Annotated in this window: 16 protein-coding genes; 5 read left to right on the top strand and 11 right to left on the bottom strand. The window is 68.2% G+C overall.

Going from position 1 to position 19,054, the window contains the following annotated elements; all coding sequences use genetic code 11:
* Window positions 1–4: 4 nt before the first annotated feature.
* Window positions 5–730 (bottom strand): haloacid dehalogenase type II, encoded by a 726-nt coding sequence (locus MRB47_RS15625; protein WP_252101156.1) that lies wholly within the window; start codon window positions 728–730, stop codon window positions 5–7.
* A gap of 143 nt (window positions 731–873) precedes the next feature.
* Here MRB47_RS15625 and MRB47_RS15620 point away from each other — a divergent pair, with 143 nt between their 5' ends.
* Window positions 874–2,109, top strand: coding sequence for an MFS transporter (locus MRB47_RS15620; RefSeq protein WP_196995113.1), 1,236 nt, complete (start codon window positions 874–876; stop codon window positions 2,107–2,109).
* A 74-nt stretch (window positions 2,110–2,183) separates the two neighbouring features.
* On the opposite strand, the gene MRB47_RS15615 is transcribed toward MRB47_RS15620, so the two are convergent.
* The 9 genes from MRB47_RS15615 to MRB47_RS15575 form a co-directional block, all read right to left on the bottom strand.
* Window positions 2,184–3,323, bottom strand: coding sequence for an FUSC family protein (locus MRB47_RS15615; RefSeq protein ID WP_252101155.1), 1,140 nt, complete (start codon window positions 3,321–3,323; stop codon window positions 2,184–2,186).
* Between the two features lie 4 nt (window positions 3,324–3,327).
* Window positions 3,328–3,804 carry a MarR family winged helix-turn-helix transcriptional regulator gene (locus tag MRB47_RS15610; RefSeq protein WP_103737264.1) on the bottom strand — a complete coding sequence of 159 codons (477 nt, stop codon included), beginning with the start codon at window positions 3,802–3,804 and terminating at the stop codon, window positions 3,328–3,330.
* Between the two features lie 96 nt (window positions 3,805–3,900).
* On the bottom strand, window positions 3,901–6,210 hold the full coding sequence (locus MRB47_RS15605) for an NADP-dependent malic enzyme (RefSeq protein ID WP_252101154.1): 2,310 nt from the start codon (window positions 6,208–6,210) through the stop codon (window positions 3,901–3,903).
* Between the two features lie 189 nt (window positions 6,211–6,399).
* Entirely contained in the window at window positions 6,400–7,887 is a 1,488-nt protein-coding gene (locus MRB47_RS15600; RefSeq protein WP_015912744.1) for a nucleobase:cation symporter-2 family protein, read from the bottom strand.
* Window positions 7,888–8,193: 306 nt separating this feature from the next.
* Window positions 8,194–9,483 carry a M20 family metallopeptidase gene (locus MRB47_RS15595; RefSeq protein ID WP_252101153.1) on the bottom strand — a complete coding sequence of 430 codons (1,290 nt, stop codon included), beginning with the start codon at window positions 9,481–9,483 and terminating at the stop codon, window positions 8,194–8,196.
* Between the two features lie 7 nt (window positions 9,484–9,490).
* The gene (gene uraD, locus MRB47_RS15590) at window positions 9,491–11,260 is read right to left on the bottom strand and encodes a 2-oxo-4-hydroxy-4-carboxy-5-ureidoimidazoline decarboxylase (RefSeq protein ID WP_252101152.1); all 1,770 of its coding nucleotides are present in this window, start codon (window positions 11,258–11,260) and stop codon (window positions 9,491–9,493) included.
* 70 nt (window positions 11,261–11,330) lie between these two features.
* Complete coding sequence (gene puuE / locus MRB47_RS15585; RefSeq protein ID WP_252101151.1) at window positions 11,331–12,290, bottom strand: allantoinase PuuE; 960 nt, start codon at window positions 12,288–12,290, stop codon at window positions 11,331–11,333.
* Complete coding sequence (locus MRB47_RS15580) at window positions 12,287–12,964, bottom strand: GntR family transcriptional regulator (RefSeq protein ID WP_220638680.1); 678 nt, start codon at window positions 12,962–12,964, stop codon at window positions 12,287–12,289. Before MRB47_RS15580 ends, puuE begins: the two co-directional genes overlap by 4 nt.
* Before the next feature lie 52 nt (window positions 12,965–13,016).
* The gene (locus MRB47_RS15575) at window positions 13,017–13,931 is read right to left on the bottom strand and encodes a LysR family transcriptional regulator (protein WP_252101150.1); all 915 of its coding nucleotides are present in this window, start codon (window positions 13,929–13,931) and stop codon (window positions 13,017–13,019) included.
* Between the two features lie 122 nt (window positions 13,932–14,053).
* On the opposite strand from MRB47_RS15575, the gene MRB47_RS15570 reads away from it, so the two are divergent.
* From MRB47_RS15570 to uraH, 4 genes are all read left to right on the top strand, one after another.
* Window positions 14,054–15,151, top strand: coding sequence for a tartrate dehydrogenase (locus MRB47_RS15570; RefSeq protein WP_011804553.1), 1,098 nt, complete (start codon window positions 14,054–14,056; stop codon window positions 15,149–15,151).
* Between the two features lie 59 nt (window positions 15,152–15,210).
* Window positions 15,211–16,188 (top strand): tripartite tricarboxylate transporter substrate binding protein, encoded by a 978-nt coding sequence (locus MRB47_RS15565; RefSeq protein ID WP_252101149.1) that lies wholly within the window; start codon window positions 15,211–15,213, stop codon window positions 16,186–16,188.
* Between the two features lie 57 nt (window positions 16,189–16,245).
* Window positions 16,246–17,568 carry a glycerate kinase gene (locus MRB47_RS15560; protein WP_252101148.1) on the top strand — a complete coding sequence of 441 codons (1,323 nt, stop codon included), beginning with the start codon at window positions 16,246–16,248 and terminating at the stop codon, window positions 17,566–17,568.
* A gap of 322 nt (window positions 17,569–17,890) precedes the next feature.
* Complete coding sequence (gene uraH, locus MRB47_RS15555; RefSeq protein WP_252101147.1) at window positions 17,891–18,241, top strand: hydroxyisourate hydrolase; 351 nt, start codon at window positions 17,891–17,893, stop codon at window positions 18,239–18,241.
* Between the two features lie 185 nt (window positions 18,242–18,426).
* On the opposite strand, the gene MRB47_RS15550 is transcribed toward uraH, so the two are convergent.
* Window positions 18,427–18,900 carry a hypothetical protein gene (locus tag MRB47_RS15550; RefSeq protein WP_015912752.1) on the bottom strand — a complete coding sequence of 158 codons (474 nt, stop codon included), beginning with the start codon at window positions 18,898–18,900 and terminating at the stop codon, window positions 18,427–18,429.
* Window positions 18,901–19,054: the final 154 nt, after the last annotated feature.

The following is a 19,054-nucleotide window of genomic DNA, read 5'->3' as shown; positions in this document are numbered from 1 at the left end:
GCCTTTACGCCCCCAACTGGTCCGCCAAGTCCAGCAAATCGCGCGCGTGCAGGTCGTTGCCTGGGCGTGGCGAGACATCCTTGGCGTGGCCCGCGCCGAACTCCAGCGGCCGCTCGATATAAGCCGTGCGCAGGCCGCAGGCGCGCGCGCCCGCCAGATCGTCGTGGTGGGCGGCCACCAGCATCACCTGCTGCGGCGGCAGGTCGAACACGCGGGCCACGCCCAGGTAGGTGGCGGGATCGGGCTTGTAGGCGCGAAAGACCTCGGCGCTCAGGATGCAGTCCCAGGGCAGGCCGGCGCGCTTGGCCATGTGGGTGAGCAACCCGATGTTGCCGTTGGACAGGGTGGTGATGGTGTAGCGGCGTTTGAGCCGCGTCAGCCCCGCCACGCAGTCGGGCCACGGAGAGAGCCGGTGCCACACGCGGTTCAGGTGCACGCGCTCTTCCTCGCCCAGGTGCGCCAGGCCAAAGTGCGGCAGGATTTCGTCGAGGATCTGGCGGTGCAGGGCGTCGATCAGCGTCCAGCCCTGCGCGCCGCTCATCACCCGCGCCATCGCTGGCTGGTAGCCCGCGCGCCAGGCCCGGGCGAAGGCGTCGGCGTCCACGCGGGGGTGGTGCTGCTGCATTTCGCGCACGATGCTGCCGTGCCAGTCCACCACCGTGCCAAAGGTGTCAAAGGCCAGCACCTGCACGGTGCGGGCGATCTCCTGAAAAGCGGAATCAGCGTTCATGGTCGGCCCTGTGATGGCATTGCGCCGCAGCGTAGCACCTGTATCGCGTACGTGCAGCCGCCCCAAGCCCGTGCGCCGGCGGGGAAGTGCCATGCGTGCTATGGTCGCGCGCCCTGGGGTTAACCCTGGTTTCCGAGCCTTCCATGACTGTTTCTGCCACGCCCACTTCCAGCACCGCCACACCCCCCGCCGATGCCGCGGCCGCCAGCCCCGCGGACGAGCGCACGCTGGTGCGCGCCGTGCTGGCCATGGGCGTGGGAGGCTTTGCCATCGGCACCGGCGAGTTCGTCATCATGGGCCTGCTGCCCGAGGTGGCGCTCGACCTGGGGGTGAGCATTCCGCAGGCCGGGCACGTGATCAGCGCCTACGCGCTGGGCGTGGTGGTGGGCGCGCCGGTGCTGGCCGTGCTGGCGGCGCACTGGGGCCGGCGGGCGCTGCTCATGGCGCTGATGGCGGTCTACGCCCTGGGCAACTTTGCGTCGGCGCTGGCGCCAGGTTATGCGTCGCTGGGGCTGCTGCGGCTGGTCAGCGGCCTGCCGCACGGCACCTACTTCGGCGTCGCGGCGCTGGTGGCCGCGGCACTGTCACGGCCGGGCCAGCGCGCCCGGGCCGTGGGCTGGGTGATGCTGGGGCTGACCAGCGCGACGCTGGTGGGTGTGCCCATCGCGGCGGCGCTGGGCAGTCTGCTGGGCTGGCGCGCGGCCTTCGTGTTTGTGGGGGCCATCGCGCTGGCGGCGGTGTTCATGGTGCGGCGCTGGGTGCCCGACATGCCCGCGCCGCAGGGCGCCAGCCCCTGGCGCGAACTGGGCGCGCTGGCGCGGGGCCAGGTGTGGTTCACGCTGGGCATCGGCGCCATCGGCTTCGGCGGCATGTTCGCGGTGTTCAGCTACATCAAGCCCACGCTACTGGAAGTGGCCGGCATGCCGGCGGCGCTGGTGCCGTTCACGCTGTCGCTGTTTGGCCTGGGCATGGTGGCGGGCAACCTGGTGGGCTCGCGCATGGCGGACCGCGCGCTGATGCCGACCGTGGGCAAGCTGCTGTGGTGGTCGGTGGCGGTGATGGTGGTGTTCGTCGCGGCGGCGCACCACCCGCTGACGGCGGCGCTGTCCGTCTTCCTGCTGGGTACGGTGGTGGCCATCGGTCCCGCGCTGCAGATCCGTCTGATGGACGTGGCGGGCGATGCGCAGACCCTGGCGGCCGCGCTCAACCATTCGGCCTTCAACGCTGCGAATGCGCTGGGGGCCTGGCTGGGCGGTGTGGCCATCGCAGCGGGCGGCGGCTGGACTTCCACCGGCTGGGTGGGGGCGCTGCTGGGCCTGGGCGGCCTGGCTGTGTTCACAGCGGCGCTGGCCAGCGAGCGGCGGACACGGGCTCGTTGATCTGTTGTTTTGCTATCAAAAAAGAAGCTGCTGGCGCTTGTTGGACGGGCGCTAGAGGCCTGTTTGACCTTAAGTCACTGCGCGCGGCCATGGTGGCGCGCAAGGTACACCCTCTCGTCCAGCGACGACAGCACCAGCGCCAACACAATCCCTACCGCCGCGCCCAGGGTGGTATCGAAGATGCGTGACAGTGCCATTTCCGCGGCTTCGCCATGGTGCGCCATGTTCGTCATCAGCAGAGCCATCGGCGTCACGAAAATCTGGCCCAGTGCGTAGTTGAACCCGATCACCGCCTCGGTCAGCACCTGCAGCACGGCCACGGCCAGCAGCAGCGTCCAGAACGATGGCTCGGACGAGAGGATCGCCCAGGCGATGCCGGCGCCCACCACAGTGCCCAGCGTGCGCTGCCAGCCGCGGTGCACCGTGCCCGGCAGGTGCGCACCTTGCAGCACGGCCACCGCGCCAATCGACGCCCAGGCCGGGTGCGCCCAGCCCGCGGCGTGTGCCAGCAGGGCGGCCAGCGCGGCGCACAGCGCCACGCGTGCCGACTGCACGGGTGCGTAACCCGGCGTGAGGGGCTTCGGGGCGCGTGCCCCCTCCGCTGCCTGGACGGGTGTTGCGGCAGGCGGTGCTACTTCCAGGTCGCGCAGGCGGTCGGTCAGCAGGCACAACAGCCAGGCGGCGGCCACGCCCAGGGCGGTGGCGCCGGCGCGCCCGGCCAGTGCCAGCGCGCTGTCAACCGGACTGATCGCGGCGCTGGCCGCGAAGATGAAAATCACCGCTCCCGGCGCGCCCATCTGCATGCGGTGGGCCAGTGATGCCAGCAGCCCTGCCATGCCCGACAGGGCCAGCAGCATGGCTACCGGTCCCAGCCCCGACCAGGCCAGCAGCGACAGCAGCGCCACGGGCATGACCAGCAGCGCCCCCGCCGCGAGGACGACGCCGCGGCGGCGGGCCAGCGGCGCGAAGCGCCCGAACAGTGCCGCCAGAGCGCCCAGGCTGCCGAAACCCGCCACCTGTGCCCAGGGCGAGACATGCAGCAGCCCGGCAACCAGGATCACCGCCAACGCCACCTGCGCGCCGGCAATCGTGGCGTTGCGCAACGAGGCAGGGCGCTGCAGCGACAGGCTCTCCCGCAGCCGCGCGGATGCCAATGCCTGGCGCAGAGCGTGGCCGTGGGAGCTGGGAAGGAGAGGGCCGGTTGGCAACGCCATCGCATCAGTCCTCGTGCTGGGCGCTGGCAATGCGCGCTTCGATCTGCTCGAAGGCCTGCAGCAGGGTGCGGGCGGTGGCCTCGTCCAGGTCGGCCAGCAACTCATCCTCGATGGCTGCAAGGCGCTTGCGGATGCCGTTGGCCGTGCGCTTGCCAGCGGCAGTGAGGCGCACGAGCTTGATGCGGCGGTCGCTCGCGTGCGCCTGGCGCTCGACCAGTCCCTGGGCTGCCAATGCGTCCAGCAGCCGTACCAGGCTGGAGCCGTCCAGCCCCACGGCGGCTGCCAGCTCGGTCTGCGAGATGCCGTCGCCCAGGCGGTGCAGGTGCACCAGCGGCGTCCAGACGGCGTCGCTCAGGCCTTCGGCGGCCAGTTGTGCGTCCAGCGTCTTGCGCCAACGCCGGCCCAGGCCCACGAGCCGCACGCCCAGCAGGCGCTTGGGGTTGGCGGGGCGGGCGGCATCAGACGATGAGGCAGCAGACATTTTGTTATTCTAACAAATCATTTGAATTCAAATGATTTGTCAAAAAATAAGGGCCGCGCACCATGGACTGGCGGGCGGCCCTGCTGTGCGCTGCGCTTACTTGCGGCGCGCGGCGCTGCTGGCGACGGCCAGTGCGGTCATGTTCAACACCCGGCGTACGGTGGCTGCGGGCGTGAGGATGTACGCCGTGGCCGAGGTACCCATGAGGATCGGTCCGACGGTGACACCGCCGCTGGTCGTGGTCTTGAGCACGTTGTAGAGGATGTTGGCCGAGTCGATGTTCGGGCAGATCAGCAGGTTGGCCGAGCCGGTGAGCGTGGAGTCCGGCAGGTAGTTGTTGCGGATCTTGGGCTCCAGCGCGGCGTCGCCATGCAGCTCGCCATCGCATTCGATCTCGGGATGGCGGGCCACGAACAGGTCGCGTGCTGCGCGCATCTTGCGCGCCGAGGCGCGCTTGGACGAGCCGAAGCTGGAGTGCGACAGGAACGCCACCTTCGGCGGAATGCCAAAGCGCTGCACTTCCTGCACCGAGGACCAGGCGATGTCGGCCAGCTGCTCTGCCGTGGGGTCTTCGTTGACGTAGGTGTCGGCGATGAACAGCGTGCCGTTGTTGGTCGTCATCAGCGCGTTCAGCGCCGCGTATTGCTGCACGCCGGGTGCATGGCCCAGGATGCTGTGGATGCGTTCCAGGTGCGTCTCGTAGGTGCCCACCAGGCCGCAGATCATTGCGTCGGCATCGCCCAGCTTCACCATCAGCGCGGCGATGATGGTGTTGGAGCGGCGCACCGCCGCCTTGGCCACCTCGGGCGTGGCGCCGTCACGTTTCATGAGCTGGTGGTAGGCCTCCCAGTACTGGCGGAAACGCGGGTCGTCCGAGGGGTCGCAGATCTCCACGTCCTTGCCCGGCTGCATGCGCAGGCCGGCCTTGGCGATGCGTGCGGCGATCACCGCCGGGCGTCCGATGAGGATCGGGTGGGCGATACGGTCGTCGATCGCAAACTGCGCGGCGCGCAGCGCACGCTCGTCCTCGCCGTCGGCATAGGCCACGCGTTTTTGCGCGGTGGGCAGCGTCTTGGCGGCGTTGATCACCGGGCGCATCAGGATGCCGGTCTGGTACACGAAGCGCGACAGGCTCTCCTTGTACGCCTCCATGTCCTCGATGGGACGGCTGGCCACGCCCGACTCCAGCGCTGCCTGCGCCACGGCGGGGGCGATCTTGAGGATCAGGCGCGAATCGAACGGCGTGGGGATCAGGTAATCGGGGCCGAAGGTCAGCTCCTGGCCGGCATAGGCGGCAGCCACTTCCTCGCTGATGTTTTCCTTGGCCAGCGCGGCGATCTGGCGCACGCAGGCGAGCTTCATGGCCTCGGTGATCTTGGTAGCGCCGCAGTCCAGCGCGCCGCGGAAGATGTAGGGGAAGCACAGGACGTTGTTGACCTGGTTGGGGTAGTCCGAGCGGCCGGTGGCGATGATGCAGTCCGGGCGCACGGCCTTGGCCAGTTCGGGGCGGATCTCGGGCTCGGGGTTGGCCAGCGCCAGGATGATGGGCTTGTCCGCCATGGTCTTGACCATCTCGGCCGTGAGCACGCCGGGGGCCGAGCAGCCCAGGAATACGTCGGCGCCGTTGACCGCATCGGCCAGCGTGCGCGCGTCGGTCTTCTGTGCGTAGCGGGCCTTGGATTCATCGAAGCCGCCGGGGCGACCTTCGTAGATCACGCCCTTGGAGTCGCACATGAAGATGTTTTCCGCCTTCACGCCCAGGCCCACCATCACGCCCACGCAGGCAATGGCGGCGGCACCCGCGCCCGAGACGGCGACCTTGACCTGGTCGATCTGCTTGCCCACCAGTTCCAGGCCATTGAGCAGCGCGGCGCTGGAGATGATGGCCGTGCCGTGCTGATCGTCGTGGAACACTGGAATGTTCATGCGCTTGGACAGCTCGCGCTCGATGTAGAAGCACTCGGGCGCCTTGATGTCTTCGAGGTTGATGCCGCCCAAGGTGGGCTCGAGCGCTGCCACGATCTCGATGATCTTGTCGGGGTCGCGTGCGTCCAGTTCGATGTCGAACACGTCCACGCCGGCGAACTTCTTGAACAGGCACCCCTTGCCCTCCATCACCGGCTTGCCGGCCAGCGGGCCAATGTCACCCAGGCCCAGCACGGCCGTGCCGTTGGTGATCACACCGACCAGGTTGCCGCGCGAGGTGTAGTCGAACGCCTTGGTCGGGTCGGCCTGGATGTCCAGGCAGGGATAGGCCACGCCAGGCGAGTAGGCCAGCGACAGGTCGCGCTGGTTGGACAGGGGCTTGGTGGGCGTGACGGCGATCTTGCCGCGCGTCATGTTGCGGTGGTATTCGAGCGCGGCTTCGCGCAGTGCCGCTTCAGCGGCAGACAGGGGCTGGGTCATACGAAATACGAATGGTGCGGTGCACGAAAAAACAGGCCAACACGGGCCAGACAAGCTTACTGCATGCTGACGCAGACGGAGGGCCTGCACGGCAGCCTGCGTGGACGTCAACAAACCTTCCGCGCCCCGTGCGCCATACGGCACGCGGGGCGCGATCCTTCGGGTGGAAGGCGCGAGGCAGGGCGACGTTCAGTGGGCGTCGGCCTGCCGGGCGGCGAGCACGGCCGCAGAGGTGTCGCGGCTGGCTCCATTGAAGAAGATGTTCAGGACCACGGCAGTGATCGAGGCCAGCAGAATACCGGATTCGATCAGCGGATGGATGGCATGGGGCATCCACTGGCGGAAGTTGGGTGCGATCAGCGGGATCATGCCCACCCCGATGGACACCGCCACGATCATCGCGTTGTTGCGGTTCTTCTGAAAGTCCACGTTCGACAGGATGCGGATGCCCGTGGCCGCCACCATGCCGAACATCACCAGCCCCGCGCCGCCCAGCACCACGGTGGGCAGCGACTCGATCAGCGCCGCCATCTTGGGCAGCACGCCCAGCACGATCAGGATCATGCCGCCGGCCACGCACACCCAGCGGCTCTTGACGCCGGTGACGGCCACCAGCCCTACGTTCTGCGAGAAGCTGGTGTACGGGAAGGTGTTGAAGAGGCCGCCGATCAGCGTGCCCAGGCCGTCGGTGCGCAGGCCGCGCGTGAGATCGTCGCGCGAGATCTCGCGCCCCGTCATCTCGCCCAGGGCCAGGAACATGCCGGTGGACTCGATCATCACGACGATCATCACCAGCGTCATGGTCAGGATCAGGATGGGGTCGAACACCGGCAGCGCGATCTCGAATGGCAGCACCATGTCGAACCACTGTGCCTGGGCCACCTTGTGAAAGTCCATCAGCCCCATGGACGCAGTGACCACCCCGCCCACGATGATGCCCAGCAGCACCGAGATGTTGGCCCAGAAGCCCTTGCCAAAGCGCGCCACTAGCAAGATGGTGAGTAGCACGACGCCCGAGATGCCCACGCCTGTCAGGTCGGCATAGCGCGGGTTGGGCAGCGTGGGCACCACGGCGAAGCCCTTGGGCACTGGCGGCAGCGAGGAGCCGGGCGCGCCGGCGGCGGCCTGAGCCTCGGCCAGCCACTTGAGGTGCTCCGGGTTGGGCACGGCCGGGGCCGTGGGCCCCACGGGGTTGCCGAAGATCCAGTTGATGCCCACGCGCATCAGGCTGATGCCGATCACCGCGATGATGGTGCCCGTGACCACCGGCGGAAAGAACCGCAGCAGGCCGCTGATGACCGGTGCGATGAGCATCGAGACCACGCCCGCCCCGATCACCGCGCCAAAGATCAGCCCCGCGCCCGCCTGACCGCCCGTGGCTTGCGCCATGGACACCATGGGGGCCACCGCTGCGAAGGTCACGCCCATCATCACCGGCAGCTTGATGCCAAACCACTGCGTGGCACCCCACGCCTGGATGAGCGTGACCAGCCCGCAGACGAAGAGGTCGGCAGAGATCAGGTGCGCTACCTGCTCGGGCGGCAGGTTGAGCGCGCGCCCCACGATGAGCGGCACGGCCACCGCGCCGGCGTACATCACCAGCACATGTTGCAGACCCAGCGTGGCCGCGCGGCCCCAGGGCAGCTTTTCGTCAACCGGATGAACGTTTGTGGACATGGGTGTTCCTTGGAATCCTGGCTTGCTGTTCAAGGGGCTTCTGCCGTGCCGGACAGGGCTGCCATTGCGCACAGCAATCCATACAAAAACTGTATACAAAGTATGCGGAATTGCCTGTCGTAAGGCGACCCCGATCAAGGTCGAATTGCTAGGGGTTTGCCCTTGCTGCTTGCCAAGCGGCGGTGTCGGCAGACAACGGCGCAGCTACGCCCGGCGGGTGCTCGCCACCAGTCGGCGCGATGGGATCGGCGCAGGGCGTAAAAAAGCCCGGCATGGGCCGGGCTGGAGCATTGGTGCGGCTGTGCGTCAGGCCGTCAGGTCTGCCAGGCTGCGCGCTATGACCTTGGTGGCGCGGCGCAGGTCTTGCAGCACCACGCGCTCGTCGGCGCGTTTGGCGTGCGATTCAAGCACCGTGCGCGGGCCCGCGCCGTAAATCACGCCGGGGATGCCGCGCTCCACATAGAGGCGCACATCGGTGTACAGCGGCGTGCCAACGGCGGGAGGCTTCTCGCCAAAGACTGCCTCGCCGTGTTGCTGGATGGCCTCCACCAGCGGCTGATTGCCGGGCAGCGGCGTCATGGCGTTGGCCAGCAGCAGGCGTTTGATGTCCACGCGTAGGGCGTCTGCGCTCCCGTAGCCGCGCTCGGTATTGAAGCCTTCCACCGCCTGGGTGATCACGGCGCGGATGCGCGCCTCGACCTCGGCGGGGTTCTCCTCCGGGATCATGCGGCGGTCGAGCTTCAGCACCACCTTGCCGGGCACCACGTTGGTGTTGGTGCCACCTTCGATGCGGCCGATGTTCAGGTACGGGTGCTGGATGCCCGGAACGTTGGACGTCACCTGCCGGTACTGCACATTCTCGGCATACAGCGCATTCATGATGGCCACCGCGCCCTGCAGTGCGTCCACGCCCGTGTGCGGCACGGCGGCATGGGCCATCTTGCCCTGCACGGTGACCTCCATTTGCAGGCAGCCGTTGTGGGCGGTGACCACCTCGTAGCTGAAGCCCGCGGCGATCATCAGATCGGGCCGGGTCAGCCCCTGCGCCAGCAGCCAGCCGGGGCCGAGCAGGCCGCCGAACTCCTCGTCGTAGGTGAAGTGCAGCTCGATCGCGCCCTGCGTGGGCTTGGCCACCGCCTCCAGCGCGCGCACGGCGAAGGTGAAGGTGGAGAAGTCGCTCTTGCTCACCGCGGTGGCGCGGCCATACATGGCGCCGCCCTCGATCTGGGCGCCGTACGGGTCCCTGGTCCAGCCTTCGCCCGGCGGCACCACGTCGCCGTGGGCGTTGAGGGCGATGGTGCGGCCCGAACCCGCGGGCCCATAGGGCCGGCGCACGATCAGGTTGGTGATGGACTCCATGCCGTAATCCTTGACCTCCTGCGCGGGAACGGCGTGCTTCTCGGCCTCGAAGCCGAAGGCCTGGATCAGTTCAGCGGTGCGCTCGGCATGCGGTGCATTGTTGCCGGGCGGCGTGTCGGTGGGCACCTGCACCAGTGCTTGCAGAAAGCGCACCTGCTCGTCGAAGTGCTGGTCGATCCACGCATCCAGTGCGGCGTAGGTGGCTTGGCGGTCTTGGTTCATGGCGGAGCGTTCCATGGATGGGTTATTCGGCGGCCAACTGCTGCAGCACATGGCTGAAGGCATCCACCGCCAACTGGATGTCGTCGGCGGTGCTGGATTCCAGCGGGTTGTGGCTGATGCCGCCGTGCAGGCCGCGCACGAACAGCATGGCCTGCGGCATGATTTCGTGCAGTTTCATGGCGTCATGGCCGGCGCCGCTGGGCATGCGGTAGACGGGGACGCCCAGGGCGTCGACGGCCTTCTCCCAGCGGTGCTGCCAGGCCGGGGCGCTAGGGGCTGCGGCGACCTTCATGGCCAGCTCGGCCTTGTACTGCAGGCCGCGGCGTTGGGCGATTTCTTCCAGCTGGGCCAGCACGTCGGCCACCATGGCATCGCGCTGCGCATCGGTGGGCGCGCGCATGTCCATGCTGAAACTGCACTTGCCCGGCACCACGTTGATGGAGCCGCCTGGCACCTGCAGCATGCCGATGGTGGCCACGCTGTCGCCATCGCGCGCGGCGCGCTGCTCCATGTACAGCGCCAGCTCGGCCACGCCCAGGGCGGCGTCGCGGCGGCGGTCCATGGGCGTGGTGCCCGCGTGGCTGGCCATGCCCAGCATCTCGCAGACGTAGCGCACGCCGCCGTTGATGGACGTGACCACGCCCAGCGGGATATCCAGTTCGTTGAGCACCGGGCCCTGCTCGATGTGCACCTCGATGAAGCCCAGGTAGCGGGCGGCATCGCGCCGCAGCTTGGGGATGTCGCCAATGCACAGACCGGCGTGCTGCATGGCCTCGCGCATGGTGATGCCGTCGGCGTCCTTCTGGACCAGCCATTCGTTGCGGAAGTCGCCAATGAGCGCGCCCGAGCCCAGGAAGGTGGCCTTGTAGCGCTGGCCTTCCTCCTCGGCAAACGCCACCACTTCGATGCCGAACGGCAGGCGCCTGGCCTGGCGGTGCAGCTCGCGCACGCAGGCCATGGGCACGAAGATGCCCAGACGCCCGTCGTACTTGCCGCCGTTGCGCACGGTGTCGTAGTGGCTGCCGGTCATCAAATACTTGCCGTCGGGTGTGGCTGGCTTGTAGCGGCCGACCACGTTGCCCACGGCGTCGATCTCGACCTCGTCAAAGCCGCAGTCGCGCATCCAATGGCTGATGCGCTGGGCGCAGGCGCGGTGCGCATCGGTGAGGTAGGTGACGGTGAGCTGGCCTTTCTCGGCATAGCCCGTGTCGCTGTGCTGGGCCAGGCGCTCGTGCCAGTCCCAGACGTCGTTGCCCAGCACCGGCTCGGCGCCGAACTTGTCGTTCAGGCGGATCTCGGCAATGCGGTGGATGTTGCGCAGTGCCTCGGCGTGCTCGAAGTCGGGGTGGTTGGACAGGCGACGTGCGAAGGTGGCGATGATCTCCTGCCTCGACAGTCCCGTGCCGCGCGGCCCGCGCACCGCCAGGATGAAGGGAAAGCCGAAGCGGGCGTTGTAGTCGGCATTCAGTTGCTGGATGCGCGCGAACTCCTCGGGCGTGCAGTGGGTCAGGCCCGCCTGGCTTTGCTCGTTCGTGGACTCGGCCGTCAGCGCCTGCGCCACCATGGCCTTGCCCGCCAGCTCGGGGTGGGCGCGGATCAGCTCCAACTGCCGTTCCATGCCGGCGCCGTTCAGCACCTGCACCATGGCGTACTTGAACTGCGCCAGCGAGCGGAAGGGGCGCAACTGCAGCGCAGCCTCGGCGATCCAGGGCGAATGCTCGTACAGGCCGTCGAGCATCTGCAGGGCCTCGGCGGGGGAGGCGGCGTTGAGTTGTTCCAGGGTCCAGGCCATGGCGGTTCCTATAGCTATCAAAAAAAGAGCTGCTCGCGCTTATTGGATAAGCGTTACAGCCCGATCTGGCTTAAATGGCGGGTACGGGAAAGCGCTGCGCCCAATGGCGCGCGAGGTCGATGCGGCGGCACACCCAGACGTGGTCGTGGTGTTGGATGTGGTCCAGGAAGCGCTGCAGCGCCGTGATGCGGCCGGGACGGCCGAGCAGGCGGCAGTGCATGCCGATGCTCATCATCTTCGGCGCGTTGTCCCCGCCCGGATCGCCCTCGGCGTAGAGCGCATCGAACGTGTCCTTCAGGTACTGAAAGAATGGGTCGGCGTGCGAGTAGCCCTGCGGCAGCGCAAAGCGCATGTCGTTGCAATCCAGCGTATAGGGCACGACGAGCTGGTGGTGCGCGCTGCCGTCGCTCTTGGCCACCTTCATCCAGAACGGCAGGTCGTCGCCGTAGTAGTCGCTGTCGTAGGCAAAGCGCCCGTCGTCGGCCACCAGGCGGTGGGTGCGGGGGCTGTCGCGGCCGGTGTACCAGCCCAGCCCGTGGTCGCCGCCGTGGCCGTAGAGCGTGTCGAAGATCTCCAGGCACTGCGCCATGTGGGCGCGCTCCACCTCCTCGGGCACGTTCTGGTAGTGGATCCACTTCAGCCCGTGGCAGGCCACCTCGTGGCCCAGCTCGGCGAAGGCCTGGGCCAGCTCGCGGTGGCGCTGCAGCGCGGTGGCCACGCCGAACACCGTGAGCGGCAGGCCGCGCTTTTCGAACTCGCGCAGGATGCGCCACACGCCGGCGCGCGCGCCGTATTCGTAGATGCCCTCCATGCTCATGTGGCGTTCGGGGTAGGCGGCCGGGTTGAACATCTCGGACAGGAACTGCTCGCTGGCGGGGTCGCCGTGGAGCACGCAGTTCTCGCCGCCCTCCTCGTAGTTCAGCACGAACTGCACGGCCACGCGGGCGTTGCCCGGCCAGTGCGGGTGCGGGGGCGTACGGCCGTAGCCGATCAGGTCGCGGGGGTAGGGCGCCGTCGTGTCGTAGGTCATGGCGATACGGAGGAAAGGGCCATCGAAAGGTCGTTGGTCGGCAGGTCGCGGTCGAAGGTCAGGCCCGCCTCCACGTTGTCCAGGTGCTGCTGCATCAGCCGCACGGCCAGCGCCGCGTCGCCCGCGGCCAGTGCCGCGACGATGGCGGCGTGCTCCTCGTGCGAATGCTCGGCGGCGGTGGTGGACTGGTACATCAGCGTGATGAGAGCGCAGCGCGAGATCAGCTCGCCCAGCAGCTGGGCCAGCACGTCGTTGCCCATGAGCTCGGCCATGCGCACGTGGAAGTCGCCCAGCAGCTCGGTGCGCTGGCCCACGTCGTTGCCCTCCATGGCCTTCTTCTCGGCCGCCACATGGGCCTTCAGCGCGCGGATCTTGGCCGGCGTGCTCTGCGCCAGGAAGGCACGCACCATCTCGGCCTCCAGCATGCGGCGCACGGCGAACACCTGGCGCGCTTCCTGGACCGAAGGCGCGGCCACGAAGGCGCCGCGCGCGGGCTCCAGGCGGATCAGGCGGTTCTGCGACAGCTGGAACAGCGCCTGGCGCACCAGCGTGCGCGACACGCCAAAATGGTCGGCGAGCTTCTGCTCGGCCAGCTTGGTGCCGGGCAGCAGGCGGTGCTCGACGATGGCGCGCGTGAGGCTTTCGACGATGAAGCCGGTGGTGGAGGTTTCCATGCGGCCATCATAGTCGTGAAAGACAATTTTTGTATACAGTTTCTGTGGACTGTTAAATGCCTGGTGCGCTGCCGTTGAAGTGCTGTGCCACGAAATCAACGAAGGCCTTGACCCGCGCGGTGGCCGCATGCCGCTGCGGGTACACGGCGTAGATGTCCGCCGGCGGCGTGTCGTAGTCCCGCAGCACCTGCACCAGCCTCCCGCTGCGCAGGTAGCGAGCGATGTCCCATTCCGCGCGCATGACGATCCCCATGCCCGCCAGTGCCCAGTTCACAGCAATCTCGCCGTCGTTGGTGCTCAGGTGGTTGCGCAGCCGCACCGTCTCCTGCTTGCGGTGGCCGTTGAAGCGCCACACGCCGTGGGCGTCGTCGCCCTGGCGGATGTCGATGCAGTCGTGTTGCGGCAGCTCGGCCGGCCGCGTGGGCGTTCCGCGGCGCGCCAGGTAGGCGGGTGCGGCGCACAGCAGCCGCCGATTTGGGGCGAGGCGCCGCGCAATCACGCGCGCATCGGGCGGCTCGCCGAAGCGGATGCACACGTCGAACCCATCGTCCGCCAGCGGCGGTGGCTGCACCGACAACTGCAGCTGCAGTTGGATCTGCGGATGGCGGCGCACGAAGGCAGGCACCAGTGGCGCGATGTGGCTGCGCCCGAAGCCCAGGGTGGCGTTCACACGCAGCAGGCCCTGGGGCTCGGCCTGCATGTCGCTCACCAGTTGCTCCATGGCGTCGATCTCCGCCAGGATGCGGCGCGCGTGCCGCAGGTAGGTATTGCCCTCGGCCGTCAGGTGCAGTCGCCGCGTGGTGCGGCTGACCAGCTGCACGCCCAGGCGCGATTCCATCTGCGCCAGGCGCTTGCTGGCCGCCGCCGTGCTGATGCCCAGCTCTCGCGCGGTGGCCGACAGGCTGGCCCAGCGCGCCAGCAGGCTGAAGAAAGCCATCTCTGACGGGGCGGTGGAGGGGGTGCTCATTGTTGAATGAAAGTAAACAATGGCATCACTTTAACGCGGTGATATGTGGGCATGGCATCGCTAGATTCAGGGCCATGCCACGCATGTTGCGCGGCCTTCTGATTTGAGGAGCGAGCATTTCCATGAGCAAGACCTATCGCATTGCCTGCATCCCCGGCGACGGCATCGGCAAGGAGGTGATCCCCGCCGGCCAGGCCGTGCTGGAGGCATTAGCGGCATCCCAGCCGGGCCTGGGCTTTGCGTTCACCAGCTATGGGTGGGGCGGAGACTGGTATCGCGCGCACGGCGAGATGATGCCGGCCGACGGCCTGCAGGCGCTCAGGGACAAGGACGCCATCCTGTTCGGCTCGGCCGGCGACCCGCATATCCCCGATCACATCACGCTGTGGGGCTTGCGCCTGAAGATCTGCCAGGGGTTCGACCAGTACGCCAACGTGCGCCCCACCCGCATCCTGCCGGGCATCGATGCGCCGCTCAAGCGTTGCGCGCCCCAGGACCTGGACTGGGTCATCGTGCGTGAAAACTCCGAAGGCGAATACGCCGGCGTGGGCGGCCGTGTGCACCAGGGCCATCCGCTGGAGGCCGCGACCGACGTGAGCATGATGACCCGCGCCGGTGTGGAGCGCATCATGCGCTTTGCGTTCAAACTGGCGCAGTCGCGTCCGCGTAAGCTGCTCACGGTGGTCACCAAGAGCAACGCCCAGCGCCACGCCATGGTGATGTGGGACGAAATCGCGGTGCAGATCAGCCGCGAATTTCCCGATGTGCGGTGGGATAAGGAACTGGTGGACGCGGCCACCGCGCGCATGGTGAACCGCCCCGCATCGCTGGACACCATCGTCGCCACCAACCTGCATGCCGACATCCTGAGCGACCTGGCCGCCGCGCTGGCGGGCAGCCTGGGGATAGCGCCCACCGGCAACATCGATCCCGAGCGCCGCTACCCCAGTATGTTTGAGCCCATCCACGGCTCGGCCTTCGACATCATGGGCAAGGGCCTGGCCAACCCGGTGGGCACGTTCTGGAGCTGCGTGATGCTGCTGGAGCACCTGGGCGAACACGCCGCCGCGCAGCGCCTGATGCGTGCCGTGGAGCATGTCACCGCCAACCCTGCGCTGCACACGGGCGACCTGGGCGGCCAGGCCACCACGCAGCAGGTCACCGATGCGGTGTGCGCCCAACTGGCGCAGCCGGTGGGACAGCAGGCAGCGCTGGCCTGAGCCGGTGGGCGGCACGCACCGCCCATGCGTTTTCATCACGACAACACAGGAGACAAGAGATGAGGAACCATCGCAAACGCGCCCTGCTGGGTGCTTTGGCCGCCGCCGCGGCGCTCGCGTTGCCCGGCGCCTGGGCCCAGACCTGGCCCAGCCGCAGCGTGAGCATCATCGTGCCGTTCCCCGCGGGCGGAACGACCGACGTGCTGGCACGGGCGCTGGGGCAGGAGCTCTCCAAAACCCTAGGCCAGCCCGTGGTGGTGGAGAACAAGCCCGGCGCCGGCGCCACGCTGGGCGCTGACTATGTGGCCAAGTCCAAGGCGGACGGCTACACGCTGCTCATGGGTGCTGTGCACCACACCATCGCCACCAGCGTGTACCGCAAGCTGGGCTACGACTTTGAAAAGGACTTCGCTCCCATCACTACCGTGGCCCTGGTGCCCAATGTGCTGGTGGTGAATCCGCAGGTACCTGCCAAGACGGTGCAGGAACTGCTGGCACAGGCCAAGGCGCAGCCCGGCAAGCTCACCTACGGCTCTAACGGCACAGGCACGGGACAACACCTGATCGGCGCGCAATTCGAAGGCATGGGCGGCGTGCAGCTGCTGCACGTGCCCTACAAGGGCAGCGGCCCGCTGACCACCGACCTGCTGGGCGGGCAGATCAGCATGTCGTTCGACACCGTCACGCCGGTGCTGCCGCACATCAAGGCCGGCAAGCTGCGCGCGCTGGCCGTGACCACGGCCAAGCGCTCGGTGGCACTGCCCGACGTGCCCACGCTGGAGGAGGCGGGCCTCCCGGGCTTCGACATGGGGACGTGGTTCGGCATGCTGGCGCCAGCGGGCACGCCCAAGGACATCGTGGCGCGGCTGAACGCCGACATGGTGAAGATCATCCAGTCGCCCGAGTTCCGTAAGAAGATGGACGACATCGGCGCAGATCCCATCGCCAACACGCCCGAGCAGATGGCGCGTCAGATCAAGGACGATACGGCGCGCTTTGCGCGACTGGTCAAGGAAGCCAAGGTTTCGCTGGATTGACGGTAGGGCTTGTGCCGGCCGCGTGCTTTGGATAATGCGCGGCGGAGACAACGACCCATGACCATGACAGCCTCAGACCCCTTGCGCGACCCTCAGGCCTTCCTGCTGCACCTCTACCGCGTGGCGGTGCAGCGCGCCCAGCCCTTGCACAGCATGGCGCAGCATCTGCCGCCGCCACCCAAGGGGCGCACCGTGGTGCTGGGCGCGGGCAAGGCGGGTGCCTCCATGGCGCAGGCGCTGGAGGCGCTGTGGCCGCAGGATGCGCCGCTGTCGGGGCTGGTGGTCACGCGCTACGGCCACATACCGCCGCGGCCCGAGGGGCTGGCGCAGCGCCTGGAAGTCGTCGAGGCCGCGCACCCCGTGCCCGACGCGGCGGGCCTGGCCGCGGCCGAGCGCATCCTGGCGCTGACCCGAGGGCTGACCGAAGACGACCTGGTGCTGTGTCTCATCTCGGGCGGTGGCTCGGCGCTGCTCACGCTGCCGGCCGAAGGCATCACGCTGGAGGAGAAACAACGCATCAACCGCGCACTGCTGGAAAGCGGCGCGGCCATCGGCGAGATGAACTGCGTGCGCAAGCACCTCTCGCGCATCAAGGGCGGTCGCCTGGCGGCAGCCTGCGCGCCGGCGCGCGTCGTCACGCTGACTATCAGTGATGTGCCGGGGGACGACCCCTCCGTGATCGCCAGCGGCCCCACGGTCCCCGACGCCAGCACCTGCGCTGACGCGCTGGACATCCTGGCGCGCTACCGCATCGACATTCCCGCCGCCGTGCACACAGCGCTGCAGGCCGGTGCGCTGGAAACCCCCAAGCCCGGCGATGTCCGCTTTGCCGGCCATGCGGTGCACATGATCGCGACACCCCAGCAGTCGCTGCAGGCAGCGGCGGATGCGGCGCGCGCGGCGGGGGTGGCGGCGTACATCCTGTCCGACGAGATGGAGGGCGAGTCGCGCGAGGTGGGCAAGGTGCACGCCGCGCTGGCGCGTGCGGTGGCGCGCCACGGCCAGCCGTTTGCGCGGCCGTGCGTGATCCTTTCGGGCGGCGAGACCACGGTCACCGTGCGCCCGCGCGCCCCGGGCGCGCCGAAGGGGCGCGGCGGCCGCGCGGGCGAGTTCTGCATGGGCCTGGCGCAGGCACTGCAGGGCCAGGAAGGGGTGTGGGCGCTGGCGGCCGATACCGACGGCATCGACGGCGTGGAAGACAACGCCGGCGCACGCGTGGCACCCGACACGCTGGCGCGCGCGGCGGCGCAGGGCGCACGCATCGGCGACCATCTGGACCGCAACGACGCCTACGGCTACTTCGAGCGGCTGGGCGATCTGGTCGTCACCGGGCCCACGCACACCAATGTGAACGACTTCCGCGTGCTACTTGTTTTGTAGCTTGCCGCGCCTGCTGTTGCTGGATTTCAGATGCGAATTCATCTGAACCTGGCTTCTATCCAGCGCTGGCAGCTCACTTTTTTGATCTGCTGGCGTGGACGCGCCCTGCCTGAGTACGCGCGGCCTGCCGGCTGTTCCCCATCAGGCGATCCGCGCGGGAACTGTCCTGGACGGCGCACCACAGGACGTGGCGTTATCGCGTACAAAAGTTGTATACACTTTGATCGTAGGAAAGGGGAGCGCATCACTTGCCTGCCCATTCGCCAGCGCATTCCTCATCACCATCGGCGGGCCGCGGCTTGCCATTGCAGGAGACTTCACCATGGGCCTCAGCACCCACGTTCTTGACACCATGCACGGTTGCCCCGCGGCGGGCATGGTGGTGGCGCTGTATGCCACGCAGGGTGACCAGGCCACGCTGGTCAAGCGCCTGGTACTCAACCCCGATGGGCGCACCGATGCGCCGCTGTTCGACAACGCCAGCCTGCGCACCGGCACCTACCGGCTGACGTTTGATGTGGGGGCGTATTTCAGGGCGAAGGGCGTGATGCTGCCCGAGCCCTCATTCCTGGACCGCGTGAGCCTGGACTTCGGCATTGCCCACGCCGACCAGCATTACCACGTGCCGTTGCTGGTCAGCCCCTGGAGCTATTCCACCTACCGCGGGTCCTGATGCTGCAAGCCCGCGCCGTGTGCCGCGCGGCGCAGGGCAACGCGGAGCCAATTCTTGCGAGTCGCGCATGCCTGCTTTGGGCGGGCTGCGGCGGTGCAGGTGCCCGCAGTCGCTACGGCTATTGCTGCGCTTCGCGCCTTGCAAACCAGGGCGCGCGCCATCGCGGGGGCCTGTGCGGCGGCGTCTTAGAGCTGGCCCTCGGTCAGCGTGTCGAGCTGAAAATTCCCGGACTTGTCCCACAGCCAGGTGTCGGTGTAGGTCACGCGCGCCATGCGCGTGGGCACGGGGAAGGGCGCTGCCGCGCGCACCGTGCGTTCAATCTCGGCCACCACGTCGGGCGCATGGCGGGGCGCACGCATCCAGCGCAGCGAAGTCACGCGGCCCGCGCGGTCGATGTCCACCTCCAGTACGCCAATGGCATGCAGCAGCGGCGGCAGCTTGCCCTTGTAGATGCGCGCTGCATTCAGGCCATAAATGTGGCTGGCGGCATCCTGCCGGTAGGCGCGCGGGGTGGCCGCGGAGGACGCGCGTGCCGAGCCCTGGGCGGCCGGCACCGGACCGGTGACGCGCGCGTCGCTGCCCGGTAGGCGCGAGTCCTGGGCGGAGGGCGCCTCGGGCCCCGACTTGCAGGCCGAGACGATCGCCGCGACCAATGCCATCACCCCGGCGGGCAGCCACCACGTTCGGCGCGCACGGGATGCACGCTGGGCCGAAGAGGACGGGGCAGAAGGCAGCTGTGGCATGGTGTTTGTCGCTATGCTGTACCGCGGCCACGACCAAGGCGGTGGCGCGCATGAATCAAGCTGGAGGAAT

Origin of the sequence: Diaphorobacter sp. LI3 (assembly GCF_022807955.1) — a bacterium.
GTDB lineage: Bacteria > Pseudomonadota > Gammaproteobacteria > Burkholderiales > Burkholderiaceae_C > Diaphorobacter > Diaphorobacter nitroreducens.
This window is presented reverse-complemented; position numbering and strand designations above follow the sequence as displayed.